Source organism: Herminiimonas sp. GW821-FHT09C12, assembly GCF_059416385.1.
In genome coordinates, this window is sequence record NZ_JBWKPC010000001.1 from 847,115 (window position 1) to 866,286 (window position 19,172).

At 51.8% G+C, this 19,172-nt stretch carries 16 protein-coding genes; 9 read left to right on the top strand and 7 right to left on the bottom strand.

What is annotated here, in order from left to right:
* Positions 1–10: 10 nt before the first annotated feature.
* Positions 11–679 carry an HAD family hydrolase gene (locus tag AC07N2_RS03995; RefSeq protein WP_494777117.1) on the top strand — a complete coding sequence of 223 codons (669 nt, stop codon included), beginning with the start codon at positions 11–13 and terminating at the stop codon, positions 677–679.
* An 891-nt stretch (positions 680–1,570) separates the two neighbouring features.
* Here AC07N2_RS03995 and gyrB read toward each other — a convergent pair.
* From gyrB to dnaA, 3 genes are all read right to left on the bottom strand, one after another.
* On the bottom strand, positions 1,571–4,069 hold the full coding sequence (gene gyrB / locus AC07N2_RS04000) for a DNA topoisomerase (ATP-hydrolyzing) subunit B (RefSeq protein ID WP_076592762.1): 2,499 nt from the start codon (positions 4,067–4,069) through the stop codon (positions 1,571–1,573).
* Positions 4,070–4,474: 405 nt separating this feature from the next.
* The gene (gene dnaN / locus AC07N2_RS04005; protein WP_494777118.1) at positions 4,475–5,581 is read right to left on the bottom strand and encodes a DNA polymerase III subunit beta; all 1,107 of its coding nucleotides are present in this window, start codon (positions 5,579–5,581) and stop codon (positions 4,475–4,477) included.
* Between the two features lie 351 nt (positions 5,582–5,932).
* Positions 5,933–7,318 carry a chromosomal replication initiator protein DnaA gene (gene dnaA / locus AC07N2_RS04010; RefSeq protein ID WP_494777119.1) on the bottom strand — a complete coding sequence of 462 codons (1,386 nt, stop codon included), beginning with the start codon at positions 7,316–7,318 and terminating at the stop codon, positions 5,933–5,935.
* 337 nt (positions 7,319–7,655) lie between these two features.
* Between dnaA and rpmH the strand changes: the two genes are divergently transcribed.
* From rpmH to mnmE, 5 genes are all read left to right on the top strand, one after another.
* On the top strand, positions 7,656–7,790 hold the full coding sequence (gene rpmH, locus AC07N2_RS04015; RefSeq protein ID WP_011872825.1) for a 50S ribosomal protein L34: 135 nt from the start codon (positions 7,656–7,658) through the stop codon (positions 7,788–7,790).
* Positions 7,791–7,799: 9 nt separating this feature from the next.
* Positions 7,800–8,210, top strand: a complete 411-nt coding sequence (rnpA, locus tag AC07N2_RS04020; RefSeq protein ID WP_494777120.1) for a ribonuclease P protein component — start codon at positions 7,800–7,802, stop codon at positions 8,208–8,210.
* The gene (yidD, locus tag AC07N2_RS04025; protein ID WP_076592766.1) at positions 8,207–8,470 is read left to right on the top strand and encodes a membrane protein insertion efficiency factor YidD; all 264 of its coding nucleotides are present in this window, start codon (positions 8,207–8,209) and stop codon (positions 8,468–8,470) included. The genes rnpA and yidD overlap by 4 nt, the downstream gene beginning before the upstream one ends.
* Before the next feature lie 18 nt (positions 8,471–8,488).
* Positions 8,489–10,189 carry a membrane protein insertase YidC gene (yidC, locus tag AC07N2_RS04030; RefSeq protein WP_494777121.1) on the top strand — a complete coding sequence of 567 codons (1,701 nt, stop codon included), beginning with the start codon at positions 8,489–8,491 and terminating at the stop codon, positions 10,187–10,189.
* 102 nt (positions 10,190–10,291) lie between these two features.
* Positions 10,292–11,689 carry a tRNA uridine-5-carboxymethylaminomethyl(34) synthesis GTPase MnmE gene (gene mnmE / locus AC07N2_RS04035; RefSeq protein ID WP_494777122.1) on the top strand — a complete coding sequence of 466 codons (1,398 nt, stop codon included), beginning with the start codon at positions 10,292–10,294 and terminating at the stop codon, positions 11,687–11,689.
* 49 nt (positions 11,690–11,738) lie between these two features.
* Here the strand turns inward: mnmE and AC07N2_RS04040 are convergent, their stop codons facing one another.
* A complete protein-coding gene (locus tag AC07N2_RS04040; protein ID WP_494777123.1) occupies positions 11,739–12,965 on the bottom strand; it encodes a LysR family transcriptional regulator in 1,227 nt (408 codons plus the stop codon).
* Positions 12,966–13,105: 140 nt separating this feature from the next.
* Between AC07N2_RS04040 and AC07N2_RS04045 the strand changes: the two genes are divergently transcribed.
* Genes AC07N2_RS04045 through ligK form a run of 3 tightly spaced genes read left to right on the top strand, consistent with a single transcriptional unit; the run spans position 13,106 to position 15,977 of the window.
* A complete protein-coding gene (locus AC07N2_RS04045; protein WP_494777124.1) occupies positions 13,106–14,242 on the top strand; it encodes a 4-oxalomesaconate tautomerase in 1,137 nt (378 codons plus the stop codon).
* 4 nt (positions 14,243–14,246) lie between these two features.
* Positions 14,247–15,275: an amidohydrolase family protein gene (locus AC07N2_RS04050; protein ID WP_494778108.1), complete on the top strand. Its 1,029-nt coding sequence runs from the start codon at positions 14,247–14,249 to the stop codon at positions 15,273–15,275.
* A 12-nt stretch (positions 15,276–15,287) separates the two neighbouring features.
* Positions 15,288–15,977, top strand: coding sequence for a 4-carboxy-4-hydroxy-2-oxoadipate aldolase/oxaloacetate decarboxylase (gene ligK / locus AC07N2_RS04055; protein ID WP_494777125.1), 690 nt, complete (start codon positions 15,288–15,290; stop codon positions 15,975–15,977).
* Positions 15,978–16,068: 91 nt separating this feature from the next.
* Here ligK and AC07N2_RS04060 read toward each other — a convergent pair whose 3' ends face one another.
* The 3 genes from AC07N2_RS04060 to AC07N2_RS04070 form a co-directional block, all read right to left on the bottom strand.
* A complete protein-coding gene (locus AC07N2_RS04060) occupies positions 16,069–17,100 on the bottom strand; it encodes a porin (protein ID WP_494777126.1) in 1,032 nt (343 codons plus the stop codon).
* Between the two features lie 135 nt (positions 17,101–17,235).
* Complete coding sequence (locus AC07N2_RS04065; protein ID WP_494777127.1) at positions 17,236–18,201, bottom strand: Bug family tripartite tricarboxylate transporter substrate binding protein; 966 nt, start codon at positions 18,199–18,201, stop codon at positions 17,236–17,238.
* 81 nt (positions 18,202–18,282) lie between these two features.
* Positions 18,283–19,152 (bottom strand): amidohydrolase family protein, encoded by an 870-nt coding sequence (locus tag AC07N2_RS04070; RefSeq protein WP_494778109.1) that lies wholly within the window; start codon positions 19,150–19,152, stop codon positions 18,283–18,285.
* Positions 19,153–19,172 lie beyond the last annotated feature (20 nt).

Genomic DNA, 19,172 nt, shown 5'->3' on the forward strand with positions numbered 1-19,172 from the left:
AAGTTATATCATGTCTATAAGAGCAATTTTATGGGATAACGATGGTGTTCTAGTCGACACTGAGAAACTTTTTTTTGAAGTGATGGGTAGAACTCTTGCCGAGTACAAATTGAATTTCAGCGAGCGTGATTTTTTTGATTGGTATCTCCTCACAGACCGCGCTGCCTGGCATCTGTTTGATAACAAGAAATTTTCAACGGACCAACTAGCACGAATACGTCAACAACGAGATCAACTTTATTCTGATGAGCTTGAGAAAAATAGTGATTTTCTTACCAGCGATGAAATGAGAAGTTTGTTTCTTTCGTTAGAACCCAAAGTTTTGATGGGCGTAGTGACCGGTGCCAATAGACATCATTTCGAACTATCTCATAATCGGTCAGGCCTTCGGCAATTGTTCGAGAATGTGGTTACGGCAGACGAATCAAAAGCAGTCAAGCCTTCTCCAATACCATATTTGTTGGCCCTGGAGCAGATGAATCTACAAGCGACTGAGTGCGTTGCAATTGAAGACTCTCCTCGCGGGCTTGCTGCCGCAAGAGCTGCTCACATCCCATGCATTGTATTGCGATCGAAATTTACCGAAGGCTATAATTTCAACGGGGCGCTGGCTACAGCAGAGAATGTGTCTGAGCTGAGCGACCTGTTGCAGAATCTGCTAAGTAAGCATCAAACGTAAAATGATTTTCACGCCTCAGAATTAACTCCGCTCAAGAAGAGCAGGGAGTGTTGATTTGCATCGAAAACTGACCCACGTTTAGAACACAATCCTACTTACCAAAGTGAGAGATAGATTGAAATAATAGACGTGGCATTCCTTGTAATTCTACGACACTGCCACCTTCGTGACCACTTGTCCCTGAGAGAGGTATCCAAACGATTGGAGATCTCTCGAAATACAGTCAGGTGTTAGCTACTCGCTGTAACTATCGAACCGGCCTACGCTGATCGGCGTTCTCCGACTTCTCTCGACAAGTACGCGCTCAAGCTTTGCGCCTCGTTAAAGACTGAGGTAACGAAGTCACGCAAGCAACGTCGCATCCTATACAGATGCAAATCGACTTGCGCTCATTGGGGTATGCGGGGTCGTATTAGCGGATCGCAGCCTTCGCCAGACAGTGGGTGGTGGATCAGTGGATCAACTCTCCGAGCATATCAACACGAGAAGGAAAAAAGACCCGATTAGCAACTACCTAATCTCAAAATATCATTAACTGAGCGGGTCAGAATTCTGAGCAAATTCCGCGTCAGTATTTGGTGCAATTCAACGATCTCAGTTCCTGACTAGTTTGATTAGCTGAACGTAGCGATAGAGGCTGAGTGTTATCCAGAGTCCGTAGAGCGCCCCATACTCAAGACTCATCGGCTACAAAGTTGGATTTATCAGTAAGTACCTTAGTGCATCTAAAATCCTAGCACCTGCACATACCGAAAAACAAAAAGGACCCATAGGGTCCTTTTTTTCGATAGATCGAGTATTTAATCAATATTCTTCATCTTTTGTGCATAATTTTTTTCACGCCAATGATTAATTTTTCATTATCTGTGAAAACCTACAGTCTTGCACAAATCAAATATCAATATTCCCAGCAGACAGCGCATTCAACTCAATAAACGCACGACGTGGTTCTACATCATCGCCCATCAGGGTAGTGAAAATCTGATCCGCTGCAATCGCGTCTTCGATCTGCACTTTTAACAAGCGGCGCACGGTTGGATCCATGGTTGTTTCCCACAGTTGCGATGGGTTCATCTCGCCCAGACCTTTGTAGCGTTGCTTGCCGACGTTGCGTTCTGCTTCGCTGCGCAGCCAGTTCATCGCCTGGTGGAAGTCGTTGATGCCGATGGTTTTGGCTTTTTCGCCAACGCCACGTTGCACCATTGCACCTGCGCCGATCAAACCTTTGAAGGTTGCTGCAGCAGCTGCGAGTACGGTGTAATCTGCGCCGGTGACGAAGTCACTGTCGATGCTGCTGGCTTTGACGTTGCCGTGGTACATGCGGTTGATACGCAAGGTGTGTTTGCCGGACAATTCATCCGACTTCACAGTCACGGTCACCGATGGTTCGTTGATGCCTTGTTGCAAACGCTGCGCCGAATCTTCCGCTGCGGCTACCGAGCTCAGATCCAGCGTGACGCCGGTCATGATGGCGGTGAGGGCTGCGCCATCAACGGCACGGGTCAGACGATTGATGATGGCATTGGCTGTGTTGTATTGACGTACCAGTTCAGCCAACGCATCGCCGCTGATAGGCGCTGCGCCTTCCGACGGAATCAATGCTGCATCGTTCAATGCAATCTGCATCATGTAGACGGCTTCTTCCACGTCATCCTTCAGATAACGCTCATCCTTGCCGTGCTTGACCTTATACAGCGGCGGTTGCGCGATGTAGACGTGGCCGCGCTCGACCAGTTGCGGCATCTGGCGATACAGCAGCGTGAGCAGCAGGGTGCGGATGTGAGCGCCGTCGACGTCAGCATCGGTCATGATGATGATGCGGTGATAACGCAGCTTCTCGATATTGAATTCGTCCGCACCGATGCTGGTGCCGAGCGTTGCGATCAGTGTGGTGATCTGTTCGCTGGCGAGCATTTTTTCAAAGCGCGCTTTTTCAACGTTCAAAACTTTACCGCGCAGTGGCAGGATCGCCTGGAACTTACGGTCGCGACCTTGCTTGGCCGAGCCGCCCGCGGAGTCACCTTCGACTACGTAGAGTTCGCACAAAGCTGGATCTTTTTCCTGGCAATCGGCCAGCTTGGCGGAGAGGCCGAGGCCGTCCATCACGCCTTTACGACGGGTGAGGTCGCGCGCCTTGCGTGCTGCTTCGCGCGCACGTGCTGCTTCAACGATCTTGCCGCAAATGATCTTGGCGTCGTTTGGTTTTTCTTGCAAGTAGTCGCTCAATGTTTTGGCAACGATCTCTTCAACCGGGCCGCGCACTTCGCTCGATACGAGTTTGTCTTTAGTCTGCGAGCTGAATTTTGGCTCAGGTACTTTGACTGACAAGACGCAAGTCAGACCTTCGCGCATATCGTCGCCGGTGACTTCGACTTTCGCTTTTTTGGCGAACTCGTGTTCTTCAATGTATTTGTTGATGACGCGCGTCATCGCAGCGCGCAGGCCGGTCAGATGGGTGCCGCCGTCACGTTGTGGAATATTGTTGGTGAAGCAGAGCACTTGTTCGTTGTAGGCGTCGTTCCATTGCATGGAGACGTCAACGGTAATGTTGGTGTTTTGATCGGACAAACGTTCGCCAGTTGCCTGGAAAATCGTTGGATGCAAAACGCTCTTGGCTTTGTTGATGTATTCAACGAAACCGCGTGTGCCGCCTTCGAACGCAAAAATTTCTTCCTTGCCGGTGCGTTGATCGCTCAACTTGATGTTGACGCCGTTATTCAGGAAGGACAGTTCGCGGATGCGCTTGGCCAGAATGTCGTAGTGGAACTCGACATTGTTGAAAATTTCTTCATCGGCCCAGAAGTGGACTTCAGTACCGCGCTTGTCGGTATCGCCCACAACCTTGATCGGCGAGACGACCATGCCGTCGATGGTTTCGATCTGGCGATTCTGCGGTACGCCGCGGACGAATTCCATCTCGTGTTTTTTGCCATCGCGACGTATCGTCAGCTTCAACAGTTTGGACAAACCATTGACGCAAGACACACCAACGCCGTGCAAACCGCCGGAGACTTTGTATGAGTTTTGATCGAACTTGCCGCCTGCGTGCAATTCGGTCATGACGATTTCTGCCGCACTGCGTTTAGGCTCGTGCTTGTCGTCCCACTTGATGCCGGTCGGGATACCGCGACCGTTATCGGTGATGGAGATCGAATTATCGGAATGGATGGTGACGTGGATCTCGGTGCAATGACCGGCCAGCGATTCATCGATGGAGTTATCCAGCACTTCGAACACGCAGTGATGCAAGCCGGTACCGTCCGACGTATCGCCAATGTACATACCTGGGCGCTTGCGCACTGCCTCCAGCCCTTCGAGGATCTGGATGGAAGACGCACCGTATTGAGCGGATTGCGACTGCGGGGTGTTGTCGTTAGGGATCGCGGACATGGCTACCTTTAAAAAACGGTTACTAAGTCATTGCCAACAGTGGGAGCTTAGGCCTTCTCTCGTCACCGCGCGGTGATCGAGAAGAGAAAAAGCGGAAGGCGGGTTTGAATACCTGGCGGTTACTCAAAGAGGCTGACCTATCCGGCTTTTTCCTGGAAGGAAAAGAGCGGGCTTGCGCGGATTACCGCGCTGGCTGGCTTGACCTCACACATGCTTGCAAATAACTTAACTACAAAAAATTGCTGTAAAACAAGCTACAAATCAGTGCTACTACTGCAAAGCCTAACCACCTTTATCTCATAAGAAAACAAAGGTAGCAATCATGCTTTGCGTCACTTTCTTAGATGGGGACAAACCGCTGTTTTTAAAGCGATTTATCCCCTTTTCTGACTCTTATTTTGAGGCTTAAATACGCATCGGCATGACGACGTATTTGAAGTCAGGATTATCCGGCACGGTGATCAGTGCGGATGAATTGGCGTCGCCGAGGGCGATGTTGATATTGTCGCCTTTCAGATTGTTCAATACGTCCAGCAAATAGGTCACGTTGAAGCCGATATCGACGCTATCTCCACCGTAATCGATTTCGATTTCTTCGACTGCTTCTTCCTGATCGGCATTGGTCGAACTGATCTTCATGCTGCCCGGGCTCATGATGCAACGCACACCTTTGAACTTGTCGGACGTCATGATCGCAGCGCGCTGCAGCGAACGCAGCAAAGCATCGCGGCCGATCGTGAAGTTGTTCTTGTAACCCTTAGGTACGACGCGGGTGTAATCCGGGAACTTGCCTTCGACCAATTTCGAAATCAGTTCGATATCGCCGAACGTGAGCTTGACTTGGTTGTTGGCGATTTCCAGATCGACAGGCTGATCGGTATCTTCCAGCAGGCGTTGCAATTCGATGATGGTTTTACGCGGGATGATGACTTCTTGGCGCGCGAATTCCTGATCGGTTTCAACCTGGCAGAAAGCCAGACGGTGACCGTCGGTGGCCACTGCAATCACGTTCTTGCCATCGACTACCAGCAACAAACCGTTGAGGTAATAACGGATGTCTTGCTGCGCCATCGAGAAGTGCACCATGTTGAAAAGGTGCTTCAATGTTTTTTGTGGCAGCGTGACTTTTGCGTTGTATTGCTCGGCTTGCGCAACGGTAGGGAATTCTTCCGCTGCCAAAGTTTGCAAAGCAAAGCGCGACTTGCCCGATTGCACGGTCATGCGTTTGTTGGCCAGCGTCAGCGATACATCGCCGGAGTCCGGCAAGGCGCGCAAGATGTCGAGCAATTTACGTGCAGCTACCGTGGTTGATGCAATCTCATTGCCGCTACCGACTTGTGCATGCGTGGTGATTTGCACTTCGATGTCGGTCGACAGGAATGAGACTCTCTCGCCATCCTTGCGTATGAGGATATTGGCCAGAATCGGCAATGTGTGCCGACGCTCGACAATACCACTCACGATCTGCAGCGGACGTAGCAGCGCGTCTCGTTGGGTTTTGACCAATTGCATAGTTAGATCCTTATCGATAGTTAAACGAATGCGGTATTCAGTGAAACAAATGCCTGATGCGCACAACCTGCAACTTACTTATTCATATAGATGCGGGTCAACTTGATGCCACCCAGTATTCTTTTTGGCCGTCATCCCGTTCATGCCTATATAAAAGGGCAAAGTAGGGTGCGGCATTTTTAACTGAACAGCACTGGTAACGACACCCCGTATTTTGACAGAAACCCTCGTCTAAAAGCCGGTTTGACGCGATTTTGTCCCGCTTCTTACTTATTCACCTGTTATCAACCGCTTATCCCAAGGATATCCACAAAGTTATCCACAGGACGATAGGCAGCAGCGATTTACCCATCAACCTTTTAAGGTTTGTTCTAAAACGTGTAACTCGTGATTGCATTCCGGGCTCTTGCCCCGATCCGCGGCGATCTTGCGTACCGCGTGCAAGACCGTCGTATGGTCACGTCCGCCAAACAACTCGCCGATTTCCGGCAAGCTCTTTTGCGTTAATTCTTTGGCAAGATACATCGCTATCTGGCGTGGTCGCGCAATATTCGCAGGGCGTTTTTTGGAATACATATCCGCCACTTTGATATTGAAAAAGTCCGCCACGGTCTTTTGAATGTTCTCTACCGAGATCTGGCGGTTCTGTACCGACAGCAAATCTTTTAGTGCATCCTTGACAACTTCAATCGTGATGTCCTTCCCATGAAAACGGGAGTAAGCAAGAATCTTGCGCAGTGCACCTTCCAGCTCACGGACGTTGGATCGTAAATGTTTGGCAACAAAAAATGCCACATCATCGGAGAAGGTCACGCCTTCTTGCACCGCTTTTTTGAGCAAAATGGCAACGCGCATTTCCAGCTCAGGCGGCTCTACTGCCACCGTCAAACCCGAGTCAAAACGTGAAATCAGGCGATCATCCATGCCGGTAATTTCTTTCGGATAAGTGTCGCTGGTGATGATGATTTGCTTCTTGGCAGCGATCAGCGCTTCAAATGCATAGAAGAATTCTTCCTGCGTGCGGCTCTTGCCGCCAAAGAATTGGATGTCGTCAATCAGCAACAGATCGAGCGAGTGGTAATAGCGCTTGAAATCGTCAAAGCCCTTACGTTGGTAAGCAGTCACTACGTCGCGAACGTACTGTTCTGCGTGGATGTAGCGAATTTTTACGTTAGGATTGTCGGCCAGAACCTGATTGCCGATGGCGTGTATCAAGTGGGTTTTACCCAAGCCAACGCCGCCATACAAGAACAGCGGGTTGTAGGAACTACCAGGATTATTGGCAACCTGAATCGCTGCCGCGCGCGCCAACTGGTTGGCTTTACCGGTAACGAAACTGTCAAATGTCAGTGCTGTATTAATACGGCTTTGATCGCGGCGCGGAGTTTGTTCCGCGGCACTGGACGGGATAGGTTCCAGTACATTGGACGGCACTTCGTCAGATTGCGATGAGGCGACACTGCTGGTTTGTGCGGCCGGCTTCTTCGGCGAATTGAGGCGAGGATCAAGTACGAACTGAACGTCTACCGGCATGTCCCAAAATTGTGCAGCGATACTCGTGATGCGGCTGGCGAATTGGGTTTTGACCCAATCCAGCTTGAAACGATTCGGCGCGGCAATCCGCAACGTGCCATCCTCGTAATCGAGCGGCGCGAGTGGTTTGATCCACGCACTATATTGTTGAGGCGTCAACTCCTGCTCCAACTGGGCGGAGCAGGTCTGCCAGAAATTTTCCATGAATCTTCTACGTGAATTTGTTCGAGGGTAATGCTGCGGCGGCCATGGGTGGTCTATTTATATGCCGGTCGGCGCGCCACATGTTGCAGCTATTCTACCCTTGCTGAGCAAAGTTATCCACAGGCTGGACGCTTATTTCAATAAGTACTAATTCAGCAAAAGTATGCTAAGTGATTGACAGGGAAGCAGAAAATGCTGTCTAATTCAGGGTTCACTACCCAGGATGTTGGTAAGTTGTGTTGTCGCCAGTCAGGCATCAGCATGCACCAGCTGCCCAGAAATTTGGCGACGGGCGCGTGATGTTCCGATTTATTATTTGCTGATTAGCGAGACCAACATGAAACGTACTTACCAACCTTCCGTCGTTCGCCGCAAGCGCACCCATGGCTTTCGCGTCCGTATGGCAACCCGCGGTGGCCGCGCTGTGCTCAATGCACGTCGCGCCAAAGGCCGTAAACGCCTCGCTGCTTAAGCGAATGGCGTGACCGGCGATCGTTCGCTCGACTTTGCACGCGATCGGCGGATCGTTAAAACGGATGAATTTTCATCCGTTTTTCGTTTGCGACCCGTGCAACGTACTGCGCACTTTGTTCTTTATGTGCGCAAAACCGATTTGCCGCACGCCCGTTTGGGTGTGGTCGCTGCCAAACGCCTTGCGCCTCGCGCCGTGACACGTAATACCATCAAGCGCGTGACGCGCGAACTGTTCCGACAAACGGCTTTGCCGTCCATCGATTGCATCGTTCGCCTGTCGCAACCTGTCAATACGAAAAAAGGGCCCGCCACCACGGCCAGCCTGAAAGTCGCATTGCGGGAAGAATTGACGCGACTGTTTGCTTCTCAAAGTCTGCATCAAGGTGTTTCGCAGTGTTTGCCGGAGGCAAGCAAATGAAAACGATCCTGCAGTTATTGGTACGCGCTTACCAATTGGGTATCAGCCCTTTTCTCGGACAGAACTGCCGCTTTTATCCAAGCTGCTCTAGCTACGCTATCGAAGCGCTCGAAGAGCATGGTGCTTGGAAGGGCAGTTTTCTCGCGACCAAGCGCCTGTGCAAATGCCATCCGTGGCATGCCGGTGGAGTTGATCCGGTACCGAAAAAATCATCATCCAAAACTTCATCTACAACCGCTTGCGGTTGCGGCCATTCCTGATTACTGATTAAGACACTTATGGATATCAAACGTACCGTCCTGTGGGTTGTGTTCTCGTTTTCACTGTTGATGCTGTGGGACAACTACAATCGCTACACCGGCAAACCATCGATCTTCTTCGACAATCCGACCACGCAAGCAGCAGCTAAACCTGCAGCAGCGGGCGACGGCAGCACCGCAGCGGCAGCAGCGCCAACTGCAGATGTACCGACCTCCAGCGGACATGCAGCTAACGCAGGCAGCGTGCCGGATGGCGTAGCGCCAAGCAAAAGCGAACTGATCACGGTCACCACCGATCTGGTTAAAGTCGAAATCGATACCGCCGGCGGCGAAATCCGCCATCTGGAATTGTTGAAGCATCACGAAAGCTCGGATTCGAGCAAAGATGTCGTGCTGTTCGACTCCACTCCGCCACGCACTTATCTCGGCCAAACCGGTTTGATCGGCGGCGCATACCCGAATCACAAGTCCGTATTTACAGCACGTCCAGGTCCACGCGCACTGGATAATTCCGACCAGGTACAACTGGTATTGGAAGCTGAACAAAGCGGCGTCAAGCTGATCAAGACCTTCACCTTTAAACGCGGTGAATACAAGATCGATATCAAACACGATGTCGTGAACAATACTGCTGCGGCTATCAACCCATCGCTGTACCTGCAATTGGTACGCGACGGTTCCAAGCTGAATAATGAATCGATGTTCTATAGCACCTTCACCGGTCCTGCTATTTACTCGAACACCGACAAATTCCAGAAGGTCACTTTCGAATCAATCGAAAAAGGCAAAATCGACCACGTTGTGAAAGCTGACAGCGGCTGGATCGCGATGGTGCAGCATTACTTCGTTTCCGCTTTCGTACCACCTGCTGATGTGCCACGTGAGTACTTCACCAAGAAACTGGCAACCAATCTGTACGCAGTTGGCGCGATCATGCCTATGGGCGCAGTCGCTCCTGGCGCAACCCAATCGATGGATGCGACGCTGTACTCCGGCCCGCAAGAATCCAAACGTCTGGAAGCAGTTGCTCCTGGCTTTGAACTGGTCAAGGATTATGGCTGGTTGACGATTATCGCCAAGCCGATTTTCTGGCTGATGATTCAGATTCACCAATTGCTCGGCAACTGGGGCTGGACCATTATCGTCCTGACCATCGTCATCAAACTGGCCTTCTTCCCATTGTCGGCTGCCAGCTATCGCAGCATGGCGAAGATGAAATTGGTCACGCCTAAGATGACCGAAATCCGTACCAAGTACAAAGGTGAGCCGCAAAAGATGAACGCGGCCATGATGGAGCTGTACAAGAAAGAGAAGATCAATCCTTTGGGCGGCTGTATGCCTATCGTGATTCAGATTCCAGTCTTCATTTCGCTGTACTGGGTATTGCTGGCCAGCGTCGAGATGCGTAATGCGCCATGGCTGTGGATCACCGATCTGGCTTCACCAGACGTTCTGTTCGGTGCATACAACATCTTCGGTTTCCATCTGACGATCGGTATCTTGCCTATCTTGATGGCGATTTCGATGTTCATCCAGACCAAGCTGAACCCAACACCACCAGATCCTATCCAGGCTAAAGTGATGATGTTCATGCCGATCGCATTCTCGCTGATGTTCTTCTTCTTCCCTGCCGGCCTCGTGCTGTACTGGGTAGTCAACAACATCCTGTCGATTGCGCAACAATGGACCATCAGCAAAAAGATGGGCATCGTGAACTAAATCTGCACCGGTAATCATCGATTACCGCAAATAAAAAAAGCCCGTGTTGTTTACGGGCTTTTTTGTTGCCTAAAACATCTGAACAACCTATAGAATTGCTGCATGAACTTTGACTCTTCCCCTATTGCAGCAATCGCCACCGCACCAGGCCGTGGCGGCATCGGCGTCGTACGCGTCTCCGGTAAAAATCTCTCTTCCGTGATCGAGGCAGTGTGCGCCACCAAAGGTGCCGAACTGCAGCCGCGTCACGCCACTTTCACCAACTTCGTTAATGCCGATGGCAGCGTGATTGATCAAGGTCTGGCGATCTATTTCAAGGCACCGCATTCCTACACCGGCGAAGACGTGCTGGAGTTGCAAGGCCACGGCGGTCCCGTCGTGTTGCAAATGCTGCTCGCGCGCTGTCTGGAAGCAGGTACGGAAATCGGTTTGCGTTTGGCGCAACCGGGTGAATTTACACATCGCGCTTTCCTGAATGACAAACTGGATCTGGCACAAGCCGAAGGCGTAATCGATTTGATCGAAGCGTCCACTGAAGCTGCGGCCAAATCGGCATCGCAATCCTTGTCTGGCGCATTCTCAAAAACCATACAAGAGTTAGTCGACAAGATCACCAATCTGCGCATGCTGGTTGAAGCCACGCTGGATTTCCCGGAAGAAGAAATCGACTTCCTGGAAAAATCCGATGCACGCGGCCAGCTCGACGGCATACGCGAAGCATTGCGCAACGTTTTCAGCCAGGCATCGCAAGGTGCCTTGTTGCGTGACGGCTTGAACATCGTGCTCGCTGGCCAACCCAACGTCGGCAAATCGTCACTGTTGAATGCGCTGGCTGGCAGCGATGTCGCCATCGTCACACCGATAGCCGGTACCACACGTGACAAGGTCATCGAAACGATACAGATTGAAGGCATACCAGTTAACGTGATCGACACCGCCGGCATCCGTGATGCTGCTGACGCTGGCGATGAAGTCGAACGCATCGGTATCGAACGCACCTGGGCTGCAGTACAAACGGCCGATGTCATCGTGCACATGCTGGACGCCAATCGTGGCCCGACACGTGCTGATGAACAAATCGTTGAACGCTTCCCGGCCAACGTGCCTGTGATGCGCATCTGGAACAAGATCGATCTCTCCGGCCACAGACCAGCGATTGATCGCATGCCGGATGCAACGCATATCTATTTGTCGGCGACTGATTTGCTCGGCATGGATTTACTGCGTACCGAATTGTTGCGACTGGTAGGTTGGCAGCAAACTGGTGAGTCGCTGTATCTGGCACGTGAACGTCATTTGATCGCGTTGAAAGCAGCACACGATCATCTGGAAATGGCAGCGCAACATGCGGCACACGATAGCGAAACAACTGATCCGGCACTCGATCTGTTCGCGGAAGAATTGCGTTTGGCGCAAGAACGTTTGAGCAGCATCACAGGCGAATTCACATCGGACGATTTGCTCGGTGTGATTTTCAGCCGCTTCTGTATCGGCAAGTAAATGTAGTGGCTTGGTGCTTGAAGATATAACTTCAAGCACCAAGCTCTGATTACTTTGCAATCGGCTCTGGAATACTGCCGTGCAAAGAACTCAAGCGACGCACTTCCGCCAGCAATGCCACGGCACCAGGTGACAGATGCGCACCAGCGCGCGTCGTGATCCCGATAGCACGCACTATCCCTTTCATTTCAAACGGCAACACCGTCAGGCTGCCTGCTTCCATTTCATACTGCAGTTGATGCGCGGTGAGCGCGGTCAACATATCGCTGTGCAAAAGCAATCCACGCAGTAAAGCCAGATCGCCTGTTTCAACGGCTGGCTGCGGTGGCGTCTGGCCCGATTCAATAAAGAAGCTTTCAAATTCATCACGCAAAGGTGTGCCGGCACGTGACAGTGCCCACGGAAATTTCTGGATGTCGTTGAAATCAAGATGCGCTTTTGCCGCCAATGGATGCGCAGAACGACTAATCAGTACGGTGGGTTCTTCAAACAAAAACTCCGTCACCAACTGTTTATCCAATGCCGGCCGCAATCCGCCGAGGATGAAATCTACCTTGCCACTGAGTAGATCCCCGCACAGTTCTTCATAGGGACTTTCCAGAGAGCGCACTTGCAGTTTCGGATGACGCGCGAGTAGGGCGACGATAGCCGCAGGCAGAATAGATGTGCGCGCCAGCGGCAGAGCACCGATAGTCACGACACCTTTCAAGGTTCCATTCAAAGCAGAGATATCAGCTTCGATATGCGTCAACTCTGCAAGAGCGCGATCAAAGCGTACGATCCAGCGTATACCAACATCAGTCGGCACCATGCCACGCGCACTACGCAAGAACAAGGGTTGACACAATGCTTGCTCCAGCACTGCAATGGCAGCACTCACTGCCGGTTGCGATAAATCCAATGCGCGCGCAACGCTAGGCATGTGATGTGTCTGAGCCAGCAGTGACGCGATAGACAAACGACTTGTATTAAACAAAACATCCACAGCAGCAACCCGTGCACCTTGTCCGCATAAGCGCACCGCATCTTCGCGCACGGCATTCAATTCACCGTCAATCCGCAATGCCCGCAACAACACCATCTCGCCAGCACCGGTAAGCAACATGCCGCGCCCCTTGCGTTCGAACAAGGGCACGTCCAGATCCGACTCCAGTGCTGCAACTGCACGCACCACCGCCGATGGCGCGCGCAACAGTACTTCTGCCGCAGGTCGAACTCCACCAGTTGCCGCAACAGAACAAAAGGTCCGTAAATGATGAAGATTAAGTGAGGACATATACGCTTTCCATGCATTTTTGGCACATCCACCTGCCAACCACCGATAAACAAATTAGAACGGTTATACCTCGAGAAGGCAACCCTCGACAAGGTGGCAATTGCAATACTGGAAGCCGAGATTACAAATGGAGTAGCCACATGTCCGAAACGAACACGGGTTTAAGCGCGATACCGTGCTATTTGATGCGCGGCGGTACTTCTCGTGGGCCCTTTTTCCTGGCATCCGATCTGCCTGCAGACATTGCACAGCGTGACCGCGTGCTACTGGCCGTAATGGGTTCGCCCGATCAACGTCAGATAGACGGACTGGGCGGCGCCAATCCGCTCACCAGCAAAGTAGGAATCGTCAGAAAAAGCACCACGCCAGATGTTGCTTTGGACTTTCTGTTCGCTCAATTGCAGCCAACGAATGACATCGTCGATACCACGCCGAACTGCGGCAATATGCTGGCCGCCGTGGTGCCCTTCGCGCTGGAACGCGGCCTGATTACCGCACAAGGCGAGAACACTACCGTGCGCGTCCTGACCTTGAACACCGGCATGCAATGCGACATCACCGTACAGACACCTGGCGGCAAGGTGCGCTACGACGGCGATACAAGAATCGATGGCGTTCCAGGAACATCCGCACCGATCGCGATCAATTTTCTCGATACCGCCGGTTCGGTATGCAGTTCCATGCTACCTAGCGGCAATGTGCAAGACCTCATCACGTTAGAAATCGGCGATACACAAATACAACTGGCAGTGACCTGTATAGACAACGGCATGCCTATGGTGTTGCTGCGTGCAGCCGATGTCGGTCGTAGCGGTTACGAATCAGTCGCTGAAATGAATGCCGACAGTGAATTGAAAACCTTGTTGGAAGCACTGCGCCTCAAGACCGGACAGTTGATGGGTCTTGGTGATGTGAGCAAAAAAAGCTATCCGAAGATGTGTCTGCTGGCAGCGCCCAAAGATGGCGGCAGCATCAGCACACGTTGCTTCATTCCGCACGTATGTCACGACGCAATCGGTGTGTTGGCGGCAGTCACGGTCGCGAGCGCCTGCATCCTTGACGGCTCGGTCGCTGACAAGCTGGCTGTCATCAACGATGGTGAGTTGAAGAACGTCTCAGTAGAACATCCATCCGGCGAATTCAGCGTTGAACTCGCCACCGATCCGAATAATCCGCAAGTGGTGACCAAGGCTGCGCTGTTGCGCACCGCACGTCTCATCATGCGCGGCGAAGTAATGATTAACGAAACAGTATGGAAAGGAAATAATAATGCGTGATCCATTGATCATCGACTGCCACGGTCACTACACCACAGCACCCAAGGCACTGGAAGAATGGCGTCGCAAGCAGATCGACAATCTGAATGCCCCGGATGCAGGTCCGAAAGTCGCCGATTTGAAAATCAGCGACGATGAATTGCGCGAATCGATAGAACGCAATCAGTTGCGTTTGATGCGCGAGCGTGGCATTGATCTGACCATCTTCTCGCCACGTGCCAGCTTCATGGCGCATCACATCGGTGACTTCAATACCAGTGCTACATGGGCGGGCATTTGCAATGAACTGTGTCATCGCGTGTCGGAATTGTTCCCGGATAATTTCATCGGCGCTGCAATGTTGCCGCAATCACCAGGTATCGATCCGGCAACGTGCATTCCTGAACTGGAAAAATGCATCAACGATTACGGCTTTGTCGGCATCAATCTGAATCCAGATCCATCCGGCGGTCACTGGACTGCGCCACCACTGTCGGATCGTCACTGGTATCCGATCTACGAAAAGATGGTGGAGTACGACATCCCTGCGATGGTCCACGTCAGCACCAGTTGCAATAGCTGCTTCCACACCACCGGCGCGCACTACTTGAACGCTGACACGACGGCCTTCATGCAATGTCTGACGTCAGATTTGTTCAGCGACTTCCCAACGCTGAAATTCCTGATCCCGCATGGCGGCGGTGCAGTGCCTTATCACTGGGGACGTTTCCGCGGTCTGGCACAAGAGATGAAAAAACCTTTGCTGCAAGATCATTTGCTGAAAAATATTTTCTTCGACACCTGCGTCTATCACCAACCCGGCATCGATTTGCTGACCAAGGTAATCCCGGTCGACAACATCCTGTTCGCTTCCGAAATGATAGGTGCAGTACGCGGCATCGATCCGGAAACCGGCTACTACTACGACGATACCAAGCGCTACATCGAAGCATCGCCACACCTCAACGCAGAAACACGTTACCAACTTTATGAAGGCAATGCGCGTCGCGTATTCAGCCGACTCGATACGGCCCTGAAGGCCAAAGGCATCTAATAGGAGAATCACATGGAATTGAATAATCTCGGCATCGTCAAACGCAACATCGTCCGCGCAGATAAAGACGCCGTCGCACAACTGTCTCGTTTCAGCTCCGGCACCATCCATGAAGCCATGGGCCGCGTCGGTCTGATGCTGCCGTATATCCGTCCTGCTTATACCGGCGCGCAGATGTGCGGCACGGCCATCACGGTATTGCTGCATCCCGGCGACAACTGGATGATGCATGTCGCAGCAGAACAAATTCAACCGGGAGACGTTGTCATCGCTGCCGTCACTGCAGAATGTACTGACGGCTATTTCGGCGACTTGCTGGCGACTTCATTTCAAGCGCGTGGCGCCAAGGGCATCGTGATTGATGCCGGTGTGCGTGATGTAAAAGAATTGACTGCGATGCAATTCCCAACCTTCTCCAAAGCGATCAGCGCCAAAGGCACGATCAAGGCAACCTTAGGTTCGGTCAACATCCCTGTGGTGTGTGCCGGTGCACTGGTCAATCCTGGCGATGTCGTGATTGCTGATGATGATGGTGTCGTAGTGGTACCTGCAGCGATTGCACAACTGGTTGCAGATGCTGCCGATGCGCGCGAAGAGAATGAAAGAACCAAGCGCGCCAAACTTGCTGCCGGCACCTTGGGTCTCGATATGTACAATTTCCGCGAACCGCTGGCGAAGCTCGGCCTGCGTTACATAGATTAAAGAGAAGATGCACGTTTTGTGCATGTACAAAAAAAAGCGGCGCTGCAATCAAATGCAGCGCCGCTTTTTTTAGGTCCGAATCAAATACAGATCAGAAGGTGTGGCGTATGCCTACACCGTAAGTTCCTGCCGAATTAAATGCGGTTTGCTTATCATACGAATAGATCGCATAGACATCGGTACGCTTGGACAGGAAGTGATCGTAGCCGACCGATACTGTATCGCGTGTATTGCGCGGAACCAGATCACGTGTGCGTTTGGTTTGTGCCCACTCAGCCAGGATAGAACCAGCTGCTGTCACTGGAATTTTTACACCCAGGTCGACAGTACGCGTGTCATTTTTGGTGCCTTCAGCATTCGATTTTCCGAGCGAGCCATAAACCTTGAGCACTTTGAAATCATAGGTAGCGCCAAGCAGATAAGCATCTTGTCGTGTCATCGGTGCGGTCACTGGTGCACGGAAACTTTGTGCCGAGAATGCGGCAGTGAAATTACCGTTCACGTAATTACCATGCGCTCCCAGATTGGCGGTGCCTGTATGACCAGCTACTTCGCCCATGCCGTACACCAGATTGCCGGCAAACCCACCTACACGCGGTGTACTGTACTGGATCGCATTGTTCCAGACTGTGTCACCGATAAAGGCGCCGTTGTAAGTCGCCACGAATGATTGCAAGACCAGCGGTGAAAATACCACCGATACGCCGAACGGGCTGAGCGTACCCATATTGATATAAGTTGGATTGGTCTGACGTCCAAACGTCAATTTACCGAAACCACCTTCAATACCAACATAAGAATTACGCGAGAAGAAAGGATCTGTATCGCTGCGTCCCTGCGCGCCGGTATCGGTGCGGAAGAAACTTTCCAATGCAAAGATGGCCTTGTATCCGCCACCCAGATCTTCGCTACCGCGGATACCGAAGAAGGAAGTGGTCAAGCCACCATGTCCCACTTGCGTAACCGCTTTCGGTCCGCCGCTACGTTCCGATGAACTGACATACGCGCCTACCAGGCCGTAGATCTCGACCTTGGAGGTCTCTTGCGCCAGAGTGCTCATCGCGGCTCCCATCGCGACGCACCCCACTCCCATACGCATCATGCTTTGATATTTTTTTTTCATTTTTGATGACTCTTGTAAGTAATTAGACAAAGGTTGCCCACCGTCCCCGCGGGCGTTTATTCGTTCATGTGTACGAATTCTTTGGCAGATATGGCGAACGCCATATCAATCTGTCTGCTGCGATCTAACTATCGATCACTGCTTCTCGATCTTTGCTTTTTCGATGACGGCGGCCCACTTGGCCATATCCGATGCGAGTAATTGCTTGGTCGCTTCAGGCGTACTGCCCTGAGCAGTCACACCAAAACTCAAAAGGCGCTTTTGTACGTCGGAAGAATTCACTGCTGCAAGAATTTCCTTGTTCAGACGCTCGATGATAGGAAGAGGTGTCTTGGCTGGTGCAGCCAAACCGTTCCATGACGCAGCCTGATAGGCAGGCAAACCACTTTCCGAAACGGTAGGAACATCCGGCAAACCCGAGAATCGTTTGTTCGACGTTACGGCCAGCGCTCGCACGTTACCGGATCTGATCTGTGGCAATGTCGGGCCAAGAATTTCTACCGCGACATCCAGTTCGCCAGTGGTCACTGCAGTCACTACATCCGGTGTGTTCTTGTAAGGCACGATCAATGCGTCCATGCCTGCTACCGTCGTAAACAATTCCGCAGCCAGATTTTGTGTGCTGCCGCGATTGATGGTGCCGATGTTGAGTTTGTTCGGATTAGCTTTGGCAAAGGCAATCAGTTCACCAACATTACGGAACGGTGCCTTGTTATTCGAAATGATGGCGAGATCAAAGAAGCCCAAAGTAGAAATAGGGGCGAAATCGTTGAGCGTGTCATACGGCAAACGCTTGAACAAGCCAGCGCTGACTGCCGTACCGTTGCTGATCAACAGCAAGGTATAACCATCAGGATAAGCCTTGGCCACTGCATCCGCCGCCACAATGCCGCCAGCGCCTGGACGGTTATCGACAATCACCGCCTGCTTCATCGACTCCGACATTTTTTGCGCAACGACGCGGATAGTCAGATCAGCAATGCCGCCTGGACCGAACGGCACCACGATCTTGATTACTTTCGAAGGATAAGTCTGCGCAAAAGCAGATGTCGATGCCGCGAACAAAATCGCCAACATTCCGCCCTTCAGGGTCTTTTTCATTATGTTCAACATAGGTCTACCTCTATGATTATTCAATTAATTAGCTGGCTCGCTGCTAAGAGCGAGAAATACTCACATCGTTCAGGAGCGCCAATACAGACGGTCCGGATTCTCCACCAGAATCTGGTGGCGTAAAGCTTCATCTGGGCACATTTCTGCAAACAGATTGACCAGCTCGCCGTCATTCGGCATATCACCAGTAATGTTTGGATGCGGGAAATCTGTTCCCCACAACACGCGTTCCGGCGCAGCAGCGATCAATTGCGCCGCAAATGGAATCGCATCACGGAAAGGCGCGCCGGCAGCGGAAATTCTTTCGGCGCCGGAGATTTTGACCCAGGCGCGCGGATTGTTGCGCATCAGTGCAAGCAGACTCTGGAAAGGCGTTTGTTCAATACCATCGGCAACCTTGGCACGTCCCATGTGATCGATGATGAAAGGAACCGGAATCGCATCGAGCATGGATGAATAGGTCAGGATATCGGCCGAGTCGAGATGCAACACGACATGCCATCCCAGAACCTTGATGCGATTGACGATACCGAAGAAGGTATCGAGATCCGGCGCACCGCCCAGATGACGTACGAAATTGAAACGTACACCGCGCACACCACCTTCATGCATAGCGCGCAACTCACTGTCGGTAATCGCGTTGTCGACCATCGCAACGCCACGATACGTATTGTTACTGTCTGCGATGGCATCCAGCATCGCGCTGTTATCAGTGCCATGACAACTGGCTTGAACCAGGACGGCGCGTGTTATGCCGATATGTGCGTGCAACTTGCGCAGCATCGCCTTCGGTGCATCTGCCGGCTTGTATGTACTCGTGGCAGCAAACGGGAATTGCGCTTCAGGCCCGAAGATGTGGCAATGTGCATCGCATGCATTAGGTGGCGGCACATAAGTTGGCTTGACCGGATTGTAATCCGGCGCCTTGATGGTTTTCATGTTGGTCTCACTAAAAGCTA

Bases quoted from the DNA above. Each gene is read 5' to 3' on its own strand.
- AC07N2_RS04045 (WP_494777124.1), top strand. From the start codon at position 13,106: ATGTCCGAAACGAACACGGGTTTAAGCGCGATACCGTGCTATTTGATG.
- rpmH (WP_011872825.1), top strand. From the start codon at position 7,656: ATGAAACGTACTTACCAACCTTCCGTCGTTCGCCGCAAGCGCACCCAT.
- AC07N2_RS04065 (WP_494777127.1), bottom strand. From the start codon at position 18,201: ATGAAAAAGACCCTGAAGGGCGGAATGTTGGCGATTTTGTTCGCGGCA.
- gyrB (WP_076592762.1), bottom strand. From the start codon at position 4,069: ATGTCCGCGATCCCTAACGACAACACCCCGCAGTCGCAATCCGCTCAA.
- yidD (WP_076592766.1), top strand. From the start codon at position 8,207: ATGAAAACGATCCTGCAGTTATTGGTACGCGCTTACCAATTGGGTATC.
- AC07N2_RS03995 (WP_494777117.1), top strand. From the start codon at position 11: ATGTCTATAAGAGCAATTTTATGGGATAACGATGGTGTTCTAGTCGAC.
- AC07N2_RS04040 (WP_494777123.1), bottom strand. From the start codon at position 12,965: ATGTCCTCACTTAATCTTCATCATTTACGGACCTTTTGTTCTGTTGCG.
- dnaA (WP_494777119.1), bottom strand. From the start codon at position 7,318: ATGGAAAATTTCTGGCAGACCTGCTCCGCCCAGTTGGAGCAGGAGTTG.
- mnmE (WP_494777122.1), top strand. From the start codon at position 10,292: ATGAACTTTGACTCTTCCCCTATTGCAGCAATCGCCACCGCACCAGGC.
- AC07N2_RS04060 (WP_494777126.1), bottom strand. From the start codon at position 17,100: ATGAAAAAAAAATATCAAAGCATGATGCGTATGGGAGTGGGGTGCGTC.
- yidC (WP_494777121.1), top strand. From the start codon at position 8,489: ATGGATATCAAACGTACCGTCCTGTGGGTTGTGTTCTCGTTTTCACTG.
- AC07N2_RS04070 (WP_494778109.1), bottom strand. From the start codon at position 19,152: ATGAAAACCATCAAGGCGCCGGATTACAATCCGGTCAAGCCAACTTAT.
- ligK (WP_494777125.1), top strand. From the start codon at position 15,288: ATGGAATTGAATAATCTCGGCATCGTCAAACGCAACATCGTCCGCGCA.
- dnaN (WP_494777118.1), bottom strand. From the start codon at position 5,581: ATGCAATTGGTCAAAACCCAACGAGACGCGCTGCTACGTCCGCTGCAG.